The 19,668-nt window shown below is 38.0% G+C and carries 17 protein-coding genes and 1 pseudogene; 5 read left to right on the top strand and 13 right to left on the bottom strand.

Annotated features, from left to right (window positions below; translation table 11 throughout):
- From HMPREF2086_RS05230 to HMPREF2086_RS05210, 5 genes are all read right to left on the bottom strand, one after another.
- On the bottom strand, positions 1-891 hold the full coding sequence (locus HMPREF2086_RS05230; RefSeq protein ID WP_023927722.1) for a phosphatidylserine decarboxylase: 891 nt from the start codon (positions 889-891) through the stop codon (positions 1-3).
- Between the two features lie 71 nt (positions 892-962).
- Positions 963-1,748 carry an arginyltransferase gene (locus HMPREF2086_RS05225; protein ID WP_023927721.1) on the bottom strand — a complete coding sequence of 262 codons (786 nt, stop codon included), beginning with the start codon at positions 1,746-1,748 and terminating at the stop codon, positions 963-965.
- Positions 1,749-1,923: 175 nt separating this feature from the next.
- Entirely contained in the window at positions 1,924-2,478 is a 555-nt protein-coding gene (locus tag HMPREF2086_RS05220) for a DUF6115 domain-containing protein (RefSeq protein WP_023927720.1), read from the bottom strand.
- A gap of 10 nt (positions 2,479-2,488) precedes the next feature.
- Positions 2,489-3,109: a hypothetical protein gene (locus HMPREF2086_RS05215; protein ID WP_023927719.1), complete on the bottom strand. Its 621-nt coding sequence runs from the start codon at positions 3,107-3,109 to the stop codon at positions 2,489-2,491.
- A gap of 211 nt (positions 3,110-3,320) precedes the next feature.
- Positions 3,321-4,685, bottom strand: coding sequence for an MATE family efflux transporter (locus tag HMPREF2086_RS05210; RefSeq protein WP_023927718.1), 1,365 nt, complete (start codon positions 4,683-4,685; stop codon positions 3,321-3,323).
- Positions 4,686-4,874: 189 nt separating this feature from the next.
- Between HMPREF2086_RS05210 and HMPREF2086_RS05205 the strand changes: the two genes are divergently transcribed.
- The 5 genes from HMPREF2086_RS05205 (at position 4,875) to HMPREF2086_RS10780 (ending at position 9,704) form a co-directional block, all read left to right on the top strand.
- Positions 4,875-6,629: a phosphopantothenoylcysteine decarboxylase domain-containing protein gene (locus HMPREF2086_RS05205; protein WP_023927717.1), complete on the top strand. Its 1,755-nt coding sequence runs from the start codon at positions 4,875-4,877 to the stop codon at positions 6,627-6,629.
- Entirely contained in the window at positions 6,626-7,432 is an 807-nt protein-coding gene (locus HMPREF2086_RS05200) for a hypothetical protein (protein ID WP_023927716.1), read from the top strand. The genes HMPREF2086_RS05205 and HMPREF2086_RS05200 overlap by 4 nt, the downstream gene beginning before the upstream one ends.
- A gap of 249 nt (positions 7,433-7,681) precedes the next feature.
- On the top strand, positions 7,682-7,936 hold the full coding sequence (locus tag HMPREF2086_RS05195; RefSeq protein ID WP_034560388.1) for a hypothetical protein: 255 nt from the start codon (positions 7,682-7,684) through the stop codon (positions 7,934-7,936).
- Positions 7,937-8,511: 575 nt separating this feature from the next.
- Positions 8,512-9,054 (top strand): hypothetical protein, encoded by a 543-nt coding sequence (locus HMPREF2086_RS05185; RefSeq protein ID WP_023927715.1) that lies wholly within the window; start codon positions 8,512-8,514, stop codon positions 9,052-9,054.
- Complete coding sequence (locus HMPREF2086_RS10780; protein ID WP_023927714.1) at positions 9,051-9,704, top strand: tetratricopeptide repeat protein; 654 nt, start codon at positions 9,051-9,053, stop codon at positions 9,702-9,704. The genes HMPREF2086_RS05185 and HMPREF2086_RS10780 overlap by 4 nt, the downstream gene beginning before the upstream one ends.
- Before the next feature lie 93 nt (positions 9,705-9,797).
- On the opposite strand, the gene HMPREF2086_RS05175 is transcribed toward HMPREF2086_RS10780, so the two are convergent.
- The 8 genes and pseudogenes from HMPREF2086_RS05175 to flgA form a co-directional block, all read right to left on the bottom strand.
- The gene (locus HMPREF2086_RS05175) at positions 9,798-10,541 is read right to left on the bottom strand and encodes a hypothetical protein (protein WP_148374475.1); all 744 of its coding nucleotides are present in this window, start codon (positions 10,539-10,541) and stop codon (positions 9,798-9,800) included.
- A gap of 11 nt (positions 10,542-10,552) precedes the next feature.
- Complete coding sequence (locus HMPREF2086_RS05170) at positions 10,553-11,653, bottom strand: AAA family ATPase (RefSeq protein ID WP_023927712.1); 1,101 nt, start codon at positions 11,651-11,653, stop codon at positions 10,553-10,555.
- Positions 11,653-12,762, bottom strand: a complete 1,110-nt coding sequence (locus HMPREF2086_RS05165; protein ID WP_023927710.1) for a DUF262 domain-containing protein — start codon at positions 12,760-12,762, stop codon at positions 11,653-11,655. The genes HMPREF2086_RS05170 and HMPREF2086_RS05165 overlap by 1 nt, the downstream gene beginning before the upstream one ends.
- A gap of 298 nt (positions 12,763-13,060) precedes the next feature.
- Entirely contained in the window at positions 13,061-13,798 is a 738-nt protein-coding gene (locus tag HMPREF2086_RS05160; RefSeq protein WP_023927708.1) for an SIR2 family NAD-dependent protein deacylase, read from the bottom strand.
- A 57-nt stretch (positions 13,799-13,855) separates the two neighbouring features.
- Entirely contained in the window at positions 13,856-14,506 is a 651-nt protein-coding gene (gene ybeY, locus HMPREF2086_RS05155) for an rRNA maturation RNase YbeY (protein WP_023927707.1), read from the bottom strand.
- Between the two features lie 64 nt (positions 14,507-14,570).
- Positions 14,571-16,985, bottom strand: a complete 2,415-nt coding sequence (feoB, locus tag HMPREF2086_RS05150; RefSeq protein WP_023927706.1) for a ferrous iron transport protein B — start codon at positions 16,983-16,985, stop codon at positions 14,571-14,573.
- Between the two features lie 358 nt (positions 16,986-17,343).
- Positions 17,344-18,165: pseudogene (locus tag HMPREF2086_RS12595) on the bottom strand (mechanosensitive ion channel family protein); the annotation flags it as partial.
- 712 nt (positions 18,166-18,877) lie between these two features.
- Complete coding sequence (gene flgA / locus HMPREF2086_RS05140) at positions 18,878-19,657, bottom strand: flagellar basal body P-ring formation chaperone FlgA (RefSeq protein ID WP_023927704.1); 780 nt, start codon at positions 19,655-19,657, stop codon at positions 18,878-18,880.
- Positions 19,658-19,668: the final 11 nt, after the last annotated feature.

Here is a 19,668-nt window from a genome sequence, read left to right as displayed (position 1 = left end):
TTATGATTCTAGCAGGGCGATAGTATCGCCTTGTGCGACTTTTGCGCCACTTTGGGCTTGCAGGTGCAAGCCTTGAGCGATAAGCACGATAGTAGAACCCATCATAAATGTCCCTAGCTCCTCGCCCTTTTTGATTTCTATGGGTGTGGTGTAAGTGTAGATTTCGCGTGCGTTTGGCGTGGCGTTTGTGTGGATTTTTGGCTCGAAGTGGAAAATCATTTTGCCGACATTTAGTGCGCCCACCGCGACATAATACAGCTTTTTGCCACGCAAATCCTCTGCTACAATCACCACGCGTTCATTTTGGATAAAAAGATGATGATTTTTGCGCAGTGAGGGAGGGTTCACAGGCAGTAGCACACCACCAAAATACCTAGCCTCCAAAATCCGCATATCACACGGCGCGTGATAGTGATGATAGTCGCTAGGAGATAGATAGAGATTGACAAAGCTAAGCGGGGAGGCAGAATCTAGCGCGTTTAGCACGCACCTGCTCTCTCCTAGAAACTCATCTATGGGGTAGGACATTCCTTTGATTTGGAGTGCCTTTAGGGTGGAGTCCTCTATAAAGATTCTGCCCTGCTCCATTATCAAGCTATCGCTAGGCGAGATAAGTGCATTTGGATTTGTATCAAATGCGCGGGGTTTGGCTAGAGCGCGGGTAAAAAGCGCGTTTAGCGTGGGGTAAGTATCCGCAGGGGCGAAATCGCTCAAATCAATGTGAAATATCCTCACATATACGGTGTTTATGATACGCTGAAAAAAGCGCGGAAACGCATAGTTTGCAAATCTGCCAAAAAGCAGGGATAAGCGATTGCTTAGTGCGTGTGCTTGGGCGGTGGTTTTTGTTGTGCTTGTGGGGTTTGTGTCTTGTGTGGTGTTTTGTGGCATTTGTGTCCTTTTGTCGTGGGTTTGGCTTATCTTTTGGCTAAATTTTGGGATAAACTTTGCACTAAATTGCGCTAAATAGATTTTACGCTAGATTTTGCCCTAAAGTCATCACTTGAAGTGTTAGATTCTGCAAAATAAGGCTTCCAAATAGGCACTTCAAAAATATCAGGTGCGTTTATCAGCTCCTCAAATGGTCGAAAATGCTCTTTGTATCCCATACTATAATGGTTTTTTATCCAATACCCGGGATAAAAATATGAGAGATTTTTCCTCTTTGCGATGAGTAGCTGTGTGAGGATATTAAATGAGCCAAGACTTAGTCTAGCAAAATTATGGTCATAAAAAAAATAAATAGAAGAAATGCTGTTTTTTAGCATATCAAAATACCCCACACCTACGAGCTTGCCCTCCCTGCGATAAGTGATTTCATACCCAAAGCTATTATAGCCATAGACAAAATTATCGCTATATACTTCTTTTGTGATTCCGCGATAGTTCCAGCCTTTTTTGATATTCATCGCGCTATGATAGCTATCATATAGGGCTAGTCGCTCATCATCGACACTTGGGCGAGCGATAGTGATAAGCGTATCGGCATTTTTGGCAATCACGCGTCTTTGAGATTTGTTTGGCTCAAATCCCCTAACCACCTGCCGAATCGAAATGCACTCCTTGCAGCTAGCGCAAATCGGCACAAAAAAATATTCCCCAAATCGCCTCCACCCCCGCTCAATAAGCCCCTGACAAAATTCAAGCGGACACTGCTGAATGTAGAAATACCGAAAATGTGAGCACCTATCGCCAAAATAGCTACAAGTTTCTTTGGGGTTTGAAAAAAATTCTGCAAGTTGTAGCAAAGTCTGCCTTTTATTCTATTGGTGTTTTTTTGAAATTGTTGCAAAAAATTATCGCACTAAAAACTAGCACAAAATTTTAATGCAAAAGTGCAAAATCTAGTGTGAAAAAAAACTTTTGGCAAAAACTTTATTTGCAAAATATGGGATTGAAAAAATCCTACTTGCAAATAAAATCTTACTTGATAGTAGGCGAGCTGATATTGGCAAGTTTTAGGGTAAATTCTACCTCCCCGCGCCCTATGCGAAGCTCTTTTGCAATCGAGTCGATACTAAAACCGTTTTGAAACATATCAATGATTTTTTTCTCATCTATGTCGCCACCACCGCTTGTGAAATGTCCATATTCTCGCAATTTGTTCTCTAGGCTTATGATTTTTTCATCATAGTGGCTTTTTAGCATATCTATGTCTTTATCTAGCTCGTTTATTTTTTTGTTCATAGAAGTGATTTTTTCTTGCAGTGAGCTGCCTTGCTCGCTATGATTTCCGCCATCTAGCGCGTTTAGGAAGTCGATTTTGTTGCCCTCTTGCTCAAATTTCTCCACGCCTTTTTGGGTTTTGTAAATCTCTTTTGCTAGGCTTGTGATAGCCCCCTCAAACCTATGCAATCGCTTGTGTGTATCTCTATCTTTTGCAACCACATAGATAAACAAACACACCACAAAAAAGCCCACGCCCACAAGGCAGAAAAACAACATTTCTTGGTCTATGGCTAGCATCATTTCTTTCATTTTTTGTCCTTTATTTTGTCCTTTGCTCTCTAAGTTGCTCCATTTCTTTAGCGGCGATATAGTTATCTAGCACGCGCATATCACTAGAGTGAGCAGAGGTGATTTTGATGATTTGTGGCGTTATGGCGTGTGCATATACGGATATGATTCTTTGCAAGACATTTGGCAGCACAAACCTCGCATAATACTCCTCCCCTACCCTGAAGCACTCCTCCTCACAGCATATCACGCCGTGCCCAAACGCAGCCACACTTGTGCGAAAATCTAGTGCGATTAGCTGTGAGGATTCTCTCATCACTATTCGCTCTATCTTTGCGACTTTTTGGTATATCTGGGACAAAAGCTCGATAATCATCGCATTTGAGCTATCGCTTTCTTTGTTTAGGAAGTGCATAGCTTGGCTTATGATGTCATTGCCCTGCTCGCCCAAGACTTGGTATTCTTTTTCTACTGCGTCTTGGCTAAGGCTTTTTAGCGGTGCGTATTCTAGCTCTAGGACACAAGGGACGATTCTAGTTTGGATACCTGCACTTTGTGTGGCTTTGATAAAATATTGCTTGGAATTTGGCTCTTTCGTAGAATGTGTGTTTGGCGTGGCTTCTTGCTTCATTGATTGCTTCACTTGACTCATCTCTAAAAAATTCTCGCTTTTAGATTTTGGGGTTGAATTTGCTTTGAATCTGCACAGATAAAATCTAAACAAATGTGAGATTTTAGCATTTTTAGCGAGATTTTACAATCTTTAGTGCTAGATTTTGCGTGATTTTCTTATGCAAACAAGCGCAAATAAGCGCGAAAATCATTTAACCAAGCCCTAATAAAATCTCTATGTAAAAAAAATCTCAAAAAATATCTTTGCCTGTGCGCTTCCAACTTCCCCTAGCATATACGACATAAAAAAGCCCTGCGCGGATATAAGTCTCTACAAAAATCAGCACAAACACCCACCAAATGCCAAATCCAAGCTCTATCCCCACCCACATAGGAGCTATGCGAAACACCCAAATACTCATAGCATTTATCATAAGGCTTTTTTTGGTTATCCCCGCTCCGCGAAGCACACCATCAAGCACAAACACCCAAATAAGTGGGGCTTGAGAAGCCCCAACTGCCCACAGATACCACTTCGCTACCTCTATGACAGAATCATCATCATAAAAGATTTTGCTTAAAGGAGTGGCAAAAACCACCATAAAAATCCCCAAAATCCCCATTACCACGCTAGCGATTTGTAAAATCGTTTTATTCAAATCCTCTGCTAGCCACACGCGATTTGCGCCTAGATTTTGCCCTGTGAGAGCCATAGCTGCCACCATAAACCCAAATCCCGGCATAAAAGCAAAGGATTCTATGCGAGAGCCGATTTGTGAGCCTGCTACGGCTATATCGCCAAAGCTAGCGATAAACTTCGTGGTAAGCACCAAAGAGCCAAGTGTCAAAAACCGCTCTATACCTGTTGGAATCCCAATCTTTAGCGCAATATAAAAATATTTCCAAAATATTCCAAAACATTGGATAAAAAACTTGCCTTTTTTCCACGCAAGAAGTGCAAATAATGCTAGCTCCACATAGCTTGTAAGCACGCTTGAGAGCGCAGCACCGATGATTTCTAGTCCTGCACCTAGCTGATAGACACTGCCAAAAACCTCTATACGCACTTCAAAAATCAAAAAATAGTTTGCCACTATGCAAAAAATCGTGCTAAAAATCCGCACGATAAAAATGCTAAGTGTGTTTCCCATAGCAGCAAAGGCTGCGGTGATAATGTTTTTTAGCAGCATCGCAGGGAGGGTAAAAATCGCTATGTTTAAAAACTGCTTGGTTAGCTCGTTTGACTTCTCGCTCAAATCAAACCACGAGATAAATCCATCTGTGCCAAGATATGCCACACACACAAATGGAATCCCACAAATCGCACATAACAAAAAAAGCGTAGAAAACACCATAGAAGCACTTGTAGAATCCCTCATACCATAAAGCCTAGAAATCTGGGCATTTGTGCCGATGTAAAATATCGCATTTATCGCAAAAAACATCATCATAAACTGCATAGCGATAGAAACTGCCACAATGTGTTCTTGCCCAAAATACCCCATAAATAGCATTCCTAATGCCATTACGATAATATCAAGCAATGAATTTGCGCCTGAAGGAAGTGCTATGCGGAGGATTTTGCGCACCTTTTGGCGATAAGTCATTTGTATCATTAAGTGCCTTTTGCCTGCTTTTTGCTACTCTTTTTGTTCTTTGGAATCCTAATTGCAAATGAAATCATACTCTATATAAGATTATCCAAGATAAAGAATGCTAAAATTCTACAAAAGCAAAGGTTTTTTGCAAAAACTTTTGGCACACAAAATCATAGAGTATGAAACGAATGCAAAAATGGAGAAAAAATGAAAAATGGCTATGAAAAAATTCAACCACTAAAGCACAAAAATATCTTACTATGCGTAAGTGGCTCTATCGCAGCGTATAAAGCAGTAGAGATTCTAAGTGGTTTAAAAAAACTCGGTGCAAATGTCGCTGTGGTGCTAAGCGAAGAGGCAAAGAGATTTATCTCTCCGCTTAGCTTTGAGGCTATCTCTCATACTCAAGTTTTGCACAAAGACACAGAAAGCTGGGTGGATTTTGGAAAATCTTTGGATTTTTTGGATTCTAATTTTTGCGCGGATTTACCCGCTGATTTTCGTGCCGATTCTATCAAAGTCCCTTGCGTTGATTCTGCTAATGATTTTTGCGCTAATTCTGCTAGCAATTCTAGCGTTTCAAAACCTAGCACCGCAGATTTTGCTCCCCCTTATCCACACCCCAAATCCCACATAGCTTATGCAAAATGGGCACATATAGTCTTGCTAGCCCCTGCCACTGCAAATACCATAACCAAGCTCGCTTATGGCGTAGCAGATAATCTCATAGTCCAAACCCTGCTAGCCACCAATTCTAAACACACGCAAATCCTCCTATCTCCTGCGATGAATACACAAATGTTTTTATCCTCGCAAGTGCAGGGCGCACTTGATAGATTGCAAGACTATGGCTATGAAATAATCCCACCAAAAGAAGCACTACTAGCGTGCGATGAATACGGAGTAGGCGCACTTGCAGAAGTAGAAGAAATCATTTTTCGCACGCTTCGGGCTAGCTATATGCGAGATTTGCCACTAAGGGTAAAAAAGCCTAGCAAAAATTCTAAGCAAAATAATTTCTCTCAAAGTGATTCTAAGCAAAATAATTTTGAGCAAAATGACTTTTGGCAAAGTGATTTTTGGGAGGGCAGAGAAGTCATCATCACAGGTGGTGGTGCGATTTCGCCTATCGATACCGTGCGGGCTATCAGCAACCACTCTAGTGGCAAGCAAGCAATCGCCCTAGCAAAAGCAGCCTACACGCTAGGAGCAAAAGTTACGCTTATTTCCTCAAAAATCGATAGCTTTTTGCCTAGCCAAATAGAGTGTATAGACGCGCAAAGTAATGGCGACTACAAAGAAGCGATAGAATCCAAACTGCGAGATTTTGGTAGCTTTGGGGATTGTGAGAATTTTGGCGATTTTGATGATAGTGCAAAATCAAAAAGCATAAAAGATAAAACACCTAGCGAGCGCAAAAAACCTGTGCTATTTATGGCAGCTGCACTATGCGACTACACACTACAATCCCCCAAAACATACAAAATCAAAAAATCCACCTCGCCAAATCTCACACTAGAGCTACAATCCTGCGAAGATGTCCTAGCAAGCATAGATAGTGAGAAAATCTACAAAGTGGGATTTAAAGCTGAAAGTATCGCACAAAAAAATGAGAAAAACGCACCAAAAAACACTCTAGAAGACGCGCTAAAAAACGCAAAAAAAATGCTTCGTAGCGCAAACGAGGGAGGCAAAGACTGCTCTTGTGTATGTCTAAACGCTATCTCAAAAATCTCTACCCCCTTTGGAGCGGAGGATAATAGCTTTTATTTGCTAGATTCTAGGGCATTGCACGATGAAAGTAGCGATGCGTGCGAGAATATCGCGTTTTTACCACCGCAATCAAAGCTAGCACTATCTTACAAAATCCTTGACTTTGTCCAATCTAGCTTGCAAGGCTCGGTTTTTGCAAAAAGCAAAAACACCTCAAGCACAAAATCAAACACTGCAAAAAACAAATGAATCTAAATCCCTTGCAACAAATGGCAAATCTCGCCAAACTAGATTCTGCGCTAAGCACCCAAAAAGGTGCAAAACATTTCAACGCCTCGCTACCCGTGCTGCTAAAAGTCCTATCCCAAAGCAAAAACGGCGAATACCTACTCCAACTAGGCAGGACACAAATCGCCACAAAATCGGCTATAAAGCTAGAAATAGGCAGGAGCTATTGGGCAAATATGCAAAAAAATGCCGCAAATCAAATCGTGCTAAACAACCTCATAAAAAACCCAAAAATAATGGAAAGCCTAAAAAACTCTCCGCTAAAACTAAGTCTAAATGACTTAGCAGAGCTACAAAAAAATCCAAAAGATTTCATAAATGAGCTAAAAGAATTTTTGCTAAAAGAGATTGCTTTAAGCGAAAATCCAAAAGACTTTAGTGAGCTAGCAAAGTCGCTACTAAGCCTATCTCAAGGCGTGCTTAGCCTAATCATAAGCGATGAGGGCAAAGAGCATTTACTACAAATAGCGCAAAAAAAATCGCGCAAAAATCAAGTAGAATTTTATGGTATTTTCCCCTCTTTAGGACCGATAAGGGGTGTGTTTAGCGATTGTAGCGATGGGAGGAGTAGAGGAGAGGAGGGGGATAAAAGCTCTAGTGATAAGCTACTAGCACAGCTTTGGGTGATGAGCGAAAAAATCGCACTTGCTTTGCAAAAGCATAGGGAGGATTTGGGCGTGGAGTGTGATTTGCGCGTATATGTGGATAGCGTGATAGAGCCGCTGCTAGAGCTAGAAAACAACCTGCTAGACATAAAAACATAAAATCTAATTTTGTTTTTGTCGGTTTTTTTGGCTGTGGATTTTTTTTGATATTTTTTTACAAAGTGAAGTATCTCTAAAATTCTATTTTGCTATATTGATTTTTGCAAAAAAAATATCAAAAAACTCGTAACTACTAAAGAAACTTCGCTTCGTTAGTTTTGCGAGGTGGTGGCAAAGCACAATGAAGAAATCCACATTCATCGCCATTACTAAAGAAACTTCACTTCGCTTGTTTTACGAGCGAACGAAGTGAGCGTGGCAATCTACAAAATAAAAACATATATTGCCACGAATCGCCTTGCGATTCTCGCAAAACAAGCAAAAAGCGCAGTTTCTTTAGTAATGGCGTATGATACCCACCCCCAAACCCCCTCCGCAAGGGAGGGGGTTTTTAAAAAGGCAAACTCACTTTGCCACACTTTTATCATTTGGGGAGGGGGCTTAATAAAGAAAAAGTCACTCCCCCTTAGCTTGAGGGATTTAGGAGAGGTGCATTTGCATTAAAAAAGTAGATTTTATAAAAGTTTTATCGTATTTGGGTTGTATTATTTGTCATACTTAAATGGCTTTTAAGCCCGAAGTATCAAGGGATTATCCTCTTAAACCCCCTCCCTTGCGGAGGGGGTTTGGGGGTGGGTTGATTTTTAGATTTTTTGCATAAAATACATTTTCTTACCCTTTGCGAAACCAAACATTTGTCATACTTACAATGAAAGAGAAATATCTCAACGCAAACTTGTCATATTTAAGCGCAAGCAAAAATATCTCAATGCAGATTTGTCATATTGAGCTTTTGCAAAAAACGAAATATCCAAAAAAGCATTTCTTGTAAATTTGCATTTTTTTTTTGAGATACTTCGGTTTGTGCCAAACCTCAGTATGACAAAATTTAAAAATTTACAAATCCCATAAAATCCCAACAAAATCCACCTCTACAACATTTCAAACATTTCAAAATTCTTTCAATTTCACAAAACTTCACAAAATCCACTCATACTTCCCCACATTAGTATTCTGTTTTTTTTTTTTTTTTTGTAGTATCGCTTCTTGTGAAAATCATAAAAACTAGGAGGCAAAAAATGCAAAATAGCGACAAAATACAATGCAAAGGCTGCGAAGAATCAAAGCCGCAAAAAGAGTTTTATCTCGTAGATGGCGGGCTAGGCATAGAGGGGATAGAGAATCTAAGATTTGAAATTTGCAAGGGATGTGTAAGAGAACACAACAAATCGCACAAATGGATAAATGATAGGGGACAAGAATGTTTTACATATCTGTTATTTCAGCATATTTCGTGCTATTGTGGAGCAATGAGATACATTGATAAATCAAATAATAGTGATGAAATAAATGAAACTCTACTAAAATCTATTGTAGATAAAATTGACAATGGTTGGAAATCATATAAAGATGATTCAAAATCGCTAGAAAAAGCTGTCAAAAACTTCTTGTCATTATTTGGGAAAGTTTATGGTTCAAGTGATTTTAATGACAAGCAAAAATGGATTTTTCATCGACTAAATATAAACAAAGAGAATCTATCAAATATTGTTGATAAAATCTTGCAAGAAGATTATCAAACTTTTAAGCAGTTTAAACAAACACAAGGAGTAAGGCAATGAAAAGATTGGTGCTAGCGTGTGGGATTTTGGCAAGTGTAGTGAGTGTAAGTATAGGTGCGATGAGTGATGATGAATGGCAGAGAGCTAGACATAATTGCTTTGACAATAGAGACAAAAATTCGTGCTACGCACTTATAAACGATGGTTTGCCAAGTGTGGAGCAGTGCTACGCACAAAAAGGCAAAGGTAATTGTTCGTTTGTTGGGGGAATTTATTATTTTGCAGGGCGATACAAAGAGGCGATACCATACTTTGAAAAAACTATTGCTTTGGGGGATAATTTGGGATATGTATCATTAGCAAGTGTTTATCACGATTTGCAAGATTACTATAATGCAAAGAAATACTATGAAATAGCGTGTGATACGATTGATGGATTTTTAATGCAGGCAGATGCTTGTTTGGTTGTAGCGAAAATGTATGATAGAGGTCAAGGTGTGAAGAGAAATAGTTCCACCGCTAAGCAATACTATGGCAAAGCCTGTAATTTGGGCAACCAACGAGCGTGTTCTGAGATTCTGCTTGATATGGTGAGATTAACACCTGAATATCAAAAGCTAGAGCTAGAAAGCAAAAAACGAGAACTAGAAAGCAAAAAACTAGAACTAGAGCGACTAGAGCTAGAACAAAAACTGCAAAAATATAGATAAGGAGAAAATGCTATAAAAACATAATGGCAAAAAGTAATTGTATGCGTTTTATTTTTTTAGTTTTCTTTAATTTTCTACGATTCTGCCATAAAATTATTTATAGCTAAGCTGCCTAACTATATATGTGAAATCTTTATCTGTATTTATTAAGTGATGTATTCCGCTTGTAAATATGACTTCAATTTTATTATCAATGATTAGGTATCTGTCGTGCAAGTTGCTAAAGATTTGATGATTTCTATCGACACTAAATTTCCATAAACCTTTTCCATTTTGAGTAATTTGGACACATTGTTGTTGTGTTAGTTTTGCTATATTTGGATTTGCATTATTGCTTGAATCAATTTCTTTTGGATAAAATATACTCATTTGTTTTTGCGGAAAGCATTTTTGTGCGAAACTTATAAAACTAGCCCAATTATTCGCAAGATACAAATCATAAATAAAAATGCACCTCGCACTTTCCAACAAAGACCTTAAATGTTCTAGTGCTTTTTGTCTGGGGTCATTTTTGAAAAAAGTTGCTGTGAAATTACTTTCTATCTTATCATCATAGATAGAAACATAAGGAAAACTTACATTTCTTTGACTAGACAATATAACTTTGTATATGGTGCTTTTGCAAACGCTTTCTAACGAATTCCAATCTATATGCGAAGTGGATTGTAAGACATTGCTTTGTATATTTTTATCCGCATAATATCTCTTAAAGTAGCTTTTTGTAAAGAGAGGATAGCCCTTATAATAATGTAATATTTTTTCAACTCTATCCACATCGCATTGTTGATTTGTCCTAAACTTACAAAGCTCCTCAGCCAAATCATCATCTATTGCCAAAGAAAAATCCATTACATCATCTCCAATAATTCATCTAAATCACTATCAAAAAATCCCTTTGGAAATTCTATAACCTCATTATTTTCATTGATATATTTACCTTTTTCGTTGATTTGTATAGATTCAAAAGGTGTATCGAATCTTTCTCGGTAGTAAATTTGTATATTGTCTTTGGAAATTTGCCCTTTAAATACAGAATAACGCATTTTATTGATGATATGTTCGGAGTGCGTTTCTAAAATGACTTGGACTCTACCATTTGCTAAAAATACAAAAAATTCGGCAAATTTAGAGATAGCTTTTGGATGTAAATGCACTTCTGGATTCTCTACAATGAGTATATCCCCCTCTTTAAGCGATAACCCTAAAATAAGAATTTTTGCAAGATAACTCACTCCTGCACCGAGATTAAAAGGAGTAATATCAAAATTGTGCAAATCACTATTCTTATATATTAGCTTGACTTTTGTATTATCTATTCTTTCTGTTCTAGGAATCAAATTTAAATCCAAAATTTTATTTAACCAAAAACTAACTTGTGCGCTTAGGGATTCTGCCGTTGGTTCTTTACCGTTTTTAATCTTATCTTTAAAAATAAGTTTTTCATTTTGTAGTCTAACATTTTTATTATCCTCATAAAAACCAAAAATATATTCTCCATTTATACCACATTTTTCATACTCATTACTCTGCGGTAAATTTTCTTGCCCTATACGATTGGCGGAAATATAGTATAAATTTTCCTCAAAAATCAACATTTTTTCTTTTTTTGTCTCTATTAAGCCAATAATATCAGTATGAATACCAAAAGACAAAAATGATTCATTGTAGCCGTCTATTGTTGGTTGAATAAAAGTTTTTTCTCTTTCATTAGTATTTTGCGCAATAGAAACAAGTGATTTTGTATCGCCAAGATTATCAATATATTTTTTGAGTGAATTTGCCTTATATTTTTCCTCGCGTCTAGCAGCATAGTGAGAGTAAAGAAGTATAGCTTGTATTATGCTTGACTTCCCACAAGAATTTGTTCCTGTAAGTATAGTGATTGGCTTAAAATCAAAAACCTGATTCTCTATACTTTTAAAATTTTGTATGTGGATGCTTTCTATCATTACACGGCTCCTATAAGTTTTTTTACTTCATTAAACCGATAATCAACATTTGGCACATTATCAATTCCGCTTACAAATTTATTAGATTCATCAAAGCTATTTTTTAAGTTTTCTACTTCATTGTTTTTTACTACAATGTTATTTTTTACACACAAAGCAAACATATAGCTTAAACATTCAAATAAAGCCATATTTATTGGACGTTTATTTCTTTTGTATCCCTCACTACTAAATCGAAACACATTACCACCAAAATTTATATGAGCAAAATCCATAGTTTCATCAAATATATTTTTCAAATCACTGATTAGTTTTTCATCAGCTTTGTTTAAAAACTGCATTACTTCTGCCAAAAAATCATCTATATTGCCCTTATATTCAATACCATCAAGTTGTTTTGAAAAATATAAATAAAAACCAATAAATCTTAAAATAATATATCTATCTTTCATTTGTTTTGGTTTGATTGAATTATTAGTTGCTTTTTTAAAGCTGTCTAATTCACTTAATTCTTTTAATAATTTTGTAGATTGTCCTTGATATAGTGCATTTCTCATTTCTTGATTGTTTAGCCTTGTTCCACCACGATTAACTCTATCAAAAATATCAAATTTTACCCTTTCGGGCGTAGGTGGCTGTATGAGATAAGTATCTATTTGATAATCCTCTATTTTTCTTTGCTGTATTGGTTTTAAATCTGCAAACTTTTTACCTTTTATGTCTTTTATTATTTTTAATTCTGCAAGTTTAAATTTATTATTCATAAAGTCAATTACAGCACCTATCCTTTGTCTACCATCAACAACTTGAATACGCGCATCTCTTGTTTGAAAAAGATACACTATTGGAATAGGAATACCCATTAGTATAGATTCTATAAGTTCAGATTTTTGTTTTTGAGTCCAAACATATTCTCTTTGAAATTCAGGGTCTAAAACAAGTTGTTTTCTTTCTTCATATTGCCTTTTCACTTCATAAAGGCTCATTCTACCTTTTTCTATGCGAATAGAACTGAGTGGGTAAATTTCATCATTATCGCTGGAAATGTTATCGAGAGTTTCCTCACCCTCAATATCAATCTTGCACTCCGAATTTTTTACATTATCCATAAAATACCTTATTCTTTAGGAAAAATCTAACTTGATATTATACTACAAAAACTAAAAAAAACTTGAAACTATGTTTTTAACCAGCAAAAAAACTATTTACACCTTGCTAGAATATTTTACTTACTTGAAAAACTTGCTCTAAAATAAGACTTTTTGGTTTTTTTAGATAAGTCAAGATTTTTGCATTATTTCACGCTCCTTTTGTATATACACTCCTTATCCCCTCACACTCAAACCCTAGCAAATGTAGCACAGTTAAGTAATTTTGAATTTTTAAGACCAATAGCACTGCAAACCCCTAAACTCCAAAAAATGTTTCTATTTCTTGCTTGATTTGTGGGATTGCTTCTATGGCTTTGCTATATATGACTTTGTCAAACAATCCCTCATCGATATATGGCGATGGCGCGAGGTTGTTTAGGATTTTTAGTCCTATCTCGCTACTTTGTCCCAAAATCACACCGATAGGTATGACACTCCCACTTGTGCCCACCACAAGCACACTATCATCTTTGCCAAGCGAGAAAAACACCGCGTTCATCACCTCATATAGTGGCGCACTCTCATAAAAAAACACGATTTTTGGCTTTTGCTTTTTGTTGGCGCATTTGGGACAGGGAGTAGTGCTATCAAAGCATTCATAGCCTATATCGCTGATATGATGACACTTTGGGCAGATGATTTTGGTTAGCTCTCCGTGCAGGTGGATTACATTTTGTGCGCCTGCTCGCTCTAGCAAGTCATCGACATTTTGGGTGAGATAGATTACTTCGATAGATTCTCTAGCTAGCAAATTGGGCAAGTTAGCCAAAAACTCGTGCATAGCATTTGGCTTGACACTTTTTAGCTCCTCTCTACGCAGGTTATAAAACCTATGCACTAACTCGTAGTTTTTCTCCCAATTTTTGAAATTGCATACTTCAAGCGGGTCATAGCTCGCCCATAGCCCATCACTATCACGAAAAGTAGCCATCCCAGAGTCCGCACTTAGCCCTGCTCCGCTAAAAACCACAAGTTTTCTATGCTTTTTGCTCATTTTTCACTCCATATCAAGTTTTTCCCGCTTTTTGTTGCAAAAATATTGCGTGAATAATCATTGTGGAGAACTCGCCCTAGAAATAAGGCTTTTTATGCTTTTGGATAAGTCAAGTTTTTGCATTATCTCACGCTCTTTTTGCCTGTGCGCTCCTCTATCTCTCTCGTGGTCAAATCCTAGCAAATGTAGCACCGCGTGGATAAATAAAATAATGATTTCATCATCTAGGCTATGAGCAAATTTTAGGCTATTTTTGCGTGCTAGAGGGAGGTTTATAACGATACTGCCTAGCAATAATGGCAAAAACTCGCTAGAATCTAGCGATAAATCTTGCAGTTTTTCAAGCAAAAAATCTACTAAAGGCGAATCTGCAGAATCTATAAGCGGGAAATCTATGAGAGGAAAGCTTAGCACATCGGTAGCATAGTCTTTGGCTAAAAATTCTTTGTTGATTTTACGCATCTTTGCGCTGCTTACAAAGACTAGCTCGATATGGATTTTTTCACAGAGATTTTTACTATCACGACAAAAATAGCCCAAAGCGGAATCTAAAGAAGCGGAATCTAAAGTAGATTTTGAAGCAGAATCCAAAGCGCAATCTAGCCTAAAATCTAGCACACTCTCAAGCACCACACCGACCGTAGAATCTAAGCGAGATTCTATCCCTTGAGGCAGTGTGCTTTTTGTGTGATTGCATATCTCTAGCAAGGCTATCCTTTTTGCGAAAGAAAAATATTGAAGACAATCTAAAAAAACCCTTGCAAGAGCCTAGCTACCGCATAAAAAAGCTATACCCAAGCAACGCCACCCAATACGAAATAAGTGAAAAAATATATGCCACAATAGTAGTAAAAACAAATAAATATCCAACAAACTTGATTCCCCCAGCCTCACGCCCAAAGCTAATAGTCGCCGCAAAGCAAGGGATATAAAACATCACAAACACCACAAATGCCACCGCACTAGGAAAAGAAATGCTATCTCTTAGCATTTGCTGCAAAGAACTAGAGTCCTCCTCTACACCCTCGCCAAGTGAGTAGAGAACGCCAAGTGTGGATACGACAACTTCCTTTGCTGCAAACCCCGTAACTATCGAAATAGACAACCTCCAATCAAACCCCATAGGAGCAAACACAGGCTCCAAAATCTCCCCTACTCTACCCGAGTAAGTCCCGCGCAAAAACTTCTCTTTTTGCTCGTTTTCTAGATGGGCGATTTCCTCGTTTTTTTGCTCTTCGCTAAGGTTTTTACTCTCTAGCACTTCTTGTTTTTTGGCTTCATAGATTTCATCTATTTGGGGATTTTTGGGGTATTGTGAAGCAAACCAAATCAGCACAGAAGCAATAAGGATAAATCCACCAGCCTTTTTTAGAAACATAACCACCTTGCCCCAGATACTAAACCACACGGTGCGAAAATTTGGGATTCTGTATTTTGGCATTTCCATTACAAATGGTTCATCTCTGCCACGAAAAAGCGATAGTTTTAGCACTTTTGCCATCATAAGTGCCACCGCCCCACCAAGCACATAAATCCCAAAAAGCACAAATCCAGCGTATTTTTCAGGGAAAAATGCCCCTACAAATAGCACATAAATAGGTAATCTAGCCGAACAGCTCATAAAGCCAATCACAAAAAGCGTGATAAGTCGCTCGTTTTGGTTTTTTAGCGTGCGGGTCGCCATATATGCAGGCACAGAGCAGCCAAACCCCGCAATCATAGGGATAAAACTTTTGCCGTGCAAGCCAAATTTGTGCAAAAATCCGTCAAACAAAAACGCCACTCTAGCCATATATCCGCTCCCCTCCAAAATCGCAATCCCAAAATACAGCACCGCAATGAGCGGCAAAAATGCTAGCACCGTGCCCACACCACCGATGATGCCATCACAGATAAGTGAGATAGCTTGAGGGTGGCTTGCAAGCACTTCGCCCAAAAACTCCCCAAACTTGGCAAAACCATCCTCTATGTAGTCCTTTGCAAAACCACCGACATAGAAAGTCATCTCAAAAAGCAAAAACATAAGCAAAAAGAAAATAGGCAAGCCAAAAAATTTGTGAAGCAAAATAAAATCTATGCGTTTTGTGCGCTCTAGTGAGCTTGGCATATCAAAATCTTTTTTGCGAAAATTTTTGCCAAAATGTGTAGAGAGGCTTGTAGAGAAGTTTTTGAGGGGGGATTTTGTAGAGTTTGTGCTAGGTTTTAGACTTGTTTGGCTTTGTGTGGAATCTAGCGAATCTGTGGAGATTGCAAAATCTGTGCTTGTTTCTCGCACTAGATTTGCTTCATCTAGCAGGGGTGGTTTTTTATAGCTTAGCACTTCTTGGGCTGCGCCTTGTGCGAAGCTTATAGAATCTTGGTTAAAAATGCTTTGGATATTTTCCTCCCCACTTTGTTTTGTGAGATTTGCGCTTACCTCATTGACAAACTGCGTAACTTGCGTATAGCAAGGCTTATCGTGCAAATAAGCATACAGATTTGTATCAAGCCGAAGTAGCAAAATCGCTATGATTCTACTTGAGAGTGCTTCTTTTTGGCTAGGATAAGAATTTAGCTCATAAAAACTTTTTTGGAGCAAAAACTCCTCAATTTTGCCAATGCTAGATTCTAATAAATCATCATAAATGCGCTTTGGCTCGCAAAATGGCTTATTGTGCGTATCTATGAGCGTATCAAATAGTGCGTGGATATTGTGTCGTTTTTGCGCTGAAATAGGTATGCAAGCCACGCCCAATATCTCGCTTAATAGCTCTGTGTCAATCTCTATTCCATCGGCTTTTGCCTCATCTATCATATTTAGTCCCAGCACGCACTTCACACCAAGTCCCATTATTTGCGCACTTAGAGCTAGATTTCGCGCTAGATTGGTAGAATCTAGCACATTTAGCACGATGTCATATTGCCTAGATTCCAAAAAATCTTTGGTGATTTTTTCATCTGGCGAATAGTCATTTAGGCTATAAGTCCCGGGCAAATCCACGATATTTATTTGTGTGTCTTTGTAGCTGAAGCGCACTTCATCTTTTTGCACCGTTACGCCACTAAAATTACCTACTTTTAGATTTGCGCCACTTATAGCGTTGATAAGAGAGCTTTTGCCGACATTTGGCTGACCGACAAGGGCTATTGTAAGCTGGGAAGTAGAATGGGTGTTTTGTGAGGTTTGTGAGGGAGGGGTTTTTGTCATAGTGCTACTCCATTAGATTTTTGGCTAGATTTGGCTTGTTTGTGAATGTATTTGCAAGTTTTTACAAGTGCTTTTTATGTGGATTTTACGCGAAAATATAGCTGATAAAAATCCACGAAAAATCTTCTAAAATCATCTAGTGATTTTTTAAATCGTTATTGTAATATAAAAATCATTATTTTGAGTTTAATTATTAGCTTTTATCAAAAATACACAAATAATGAGAATCAACGCATCTTTTATGGCAAAAATGTAGCCTTGAAAAATACAGCGTTGTATGCAAAATTTATAGCGCACATAAAATATAAAATCTAGCAAAAACTATATTTTGCATAGAATCTATAAATGTCTATTTTTGTTATGTTGTCTTTTGTGGTATGTTTGCAAGCGTGTTTTGTGGGTTTTGTGGCACTTGCTCGATATACACACTTTGACTTGGGAATGCAAAACTAAGTCCCATAGATTCTACGATGTGCATAATCTCTAGCAAAATCTCCTCTTTTGTAAGCAAAAATTCCCCATAGCTTATGGCTTTGCTAAAGCAATACACCAAAATATCTATTGAGCTATCGCTTAGCTCATTAAGCACGACATATACGCTACCTTTGTAGCCTAGATAATCATCAACCGAAATAATATCTTGCTTAAAAGAAATGCTAAAATCTAGCCCCTCTTTTTCGTCGCTATCTTTGGCGATTTTGGGGTGCTCTAGTAGCATATTTTTTATCACTTTGGCACACTCACACACCTGCTCGCGTGAAGTAGAGTATGTAAGTCCTATATTTAGCTTTATAAGCCTGCCCGCTTTTCTGCGACTCCAATTTATAATAGATTTGTTTGCTAGCTCGGAATTTGGGACAAGCACTAGGGCGTTATCACTTGTGCGGATAGTCGTGCGGCGCAGTCCCATCTCTACCACTACGCCATCTACGCCACCACATTCGATTCTATCGCCTTGTGAAAACGAATTATCAAAAAGCAACATTACAGAGGCGAAAAAATTGGCAAGCATATCTTTGACAGCTAGTGCCACAGCTAGCCCACCAAGCCCGAGTGAAGCGATGATTGCTGAAATATTAAAGCCCAAGATTTTTAAAATCCACAAAAGCATAATGATGACGATAAAAAAATACGCAATTTTTAACAAAAGATTTAGCACTTCTTTGCGAAAATGCTGCGTGGTGTTTTTTTGGGTAATAGTGCTTATAAACACCGCTGCATAGCCCCTAAGTGCGATAATGATAAACCACCCAAAATTTACCACATAGCCCACAGAAAACCATTTTTCTAGCTCCTTTGGACTAAGGCTTGGATAATACAAAATGTTGATACTTATATCAAGGCTTAATAAAAACAAAAACAGCGAAACAGGCTTGATAATCTCACGCTGGATTTTGCTCTGCGCATCTTTATCCTGCTTGGCTAGATGAAAACTAAGACTAATAAGCCACATAACAAGTCGTGTCAAAATCCTACGAAATAGCCACAAAAACCCAAATGCAATGAGTGATAAAATCACTCGAAGTATCAAGGGACTAGCATAGGATTCTAGCTTTGCATTTATAAAAGCCACTTCAAGCAAGACAAGAGAATGCTTGATTGCAGAATCAAAGGCTTTGATTTGCAAAAGATTGTAAGTAGTGTCGGTGTTTAGCACTTGGCTTGTTTGTGTTGATTCTAGCTCGCTTGCCAAAGCAAAATCCACCAAAAACACACTACAAAAAATCAAAGCTAATATCCTTATTTGATTTATGATTTTCTCACGCATTTTTTTTTGATTTAACATTGCTTTTCCTTATTTTTGTTTTTGTGGCTTTTGGTGTTTGGTTTGTGCTAATGTGCTTTATGAAGCATTTGAAGCATTTTTATTTGTCATTATACCAAAAAGTGTTTTACAAAATCTCGCCCACTCCCTCATCGACAATCCGCACTTGCAAGATTTTGCCACTTTGGAGATTCTGCGCTTTTATGATATTGCCTTTTGAGCCGTTTTGCAGGGCTTTTAGCGCGATTTGAGCCTGCATAGATTGTGATTTATAAAGCCCTGTGATTTTGTCGCCTTTGCGAACCAAAATCCGCTCTTGGACTTTATCGCGGGTAATGATAGAGTTTGGTGGGATAAGCGAGCGAGCAGAGACATTTCCTATCTCTTGGGGTGGCAGGGGATTTCCTTTTATGGCAGAGATGCTTATCCATTGTGTTTGTGTGTTTTGCTGTGTTATATCTGTGCCTGTTTTTATTGATAGTGTTGCTTGGACTATGAGGACATTTGCATAGATATGATAGCCAATAGGCACAGAAACCACTCCTTTGCCCTGCAAAATCGTAGCGATAATCGTCCCATTTGGCTTTTTGGTAGCGCTACTTGGCAGGCTTAGTTTGCGGATTTTGGCTTGCGGATTTAGGCTTTTTGGCATATCTATGCTTATGCTTTCTAGCTCAAAGTGCGGATACAATGCCTTGTATTGAGAGAGAATATATTCTTTTATGCCCTCCTCATTTGTGATTATGTATTCTTGTGTTTGCAAGTCCATTTGTGGGCTTATTTCATCTTGCATATTTTGTTGTGCGTTATTTTGCATTGCCAAAGCAAAATGACATACACATAAGCACACTACCCCAAAAATCTTGCCAAAATTCTTGCAAATTTTTAGTATTTTTTTTAGCCACATTTAGACACCTT

Source organism: Helicobacter macacae MIT 99-5501 (genome assembly GCF_000507845.1).
GTDB lineage: Bacteria > Campylobacterota > Campylobacteria > Campylobacterales > Helicobacteraceae > Helicobacter_B > Helicobacter_B macacae.
Note: the sequence above shows the minus strand (reverse complement) of the source record. Positions and strands in the feature narration are given on the sequence as shown.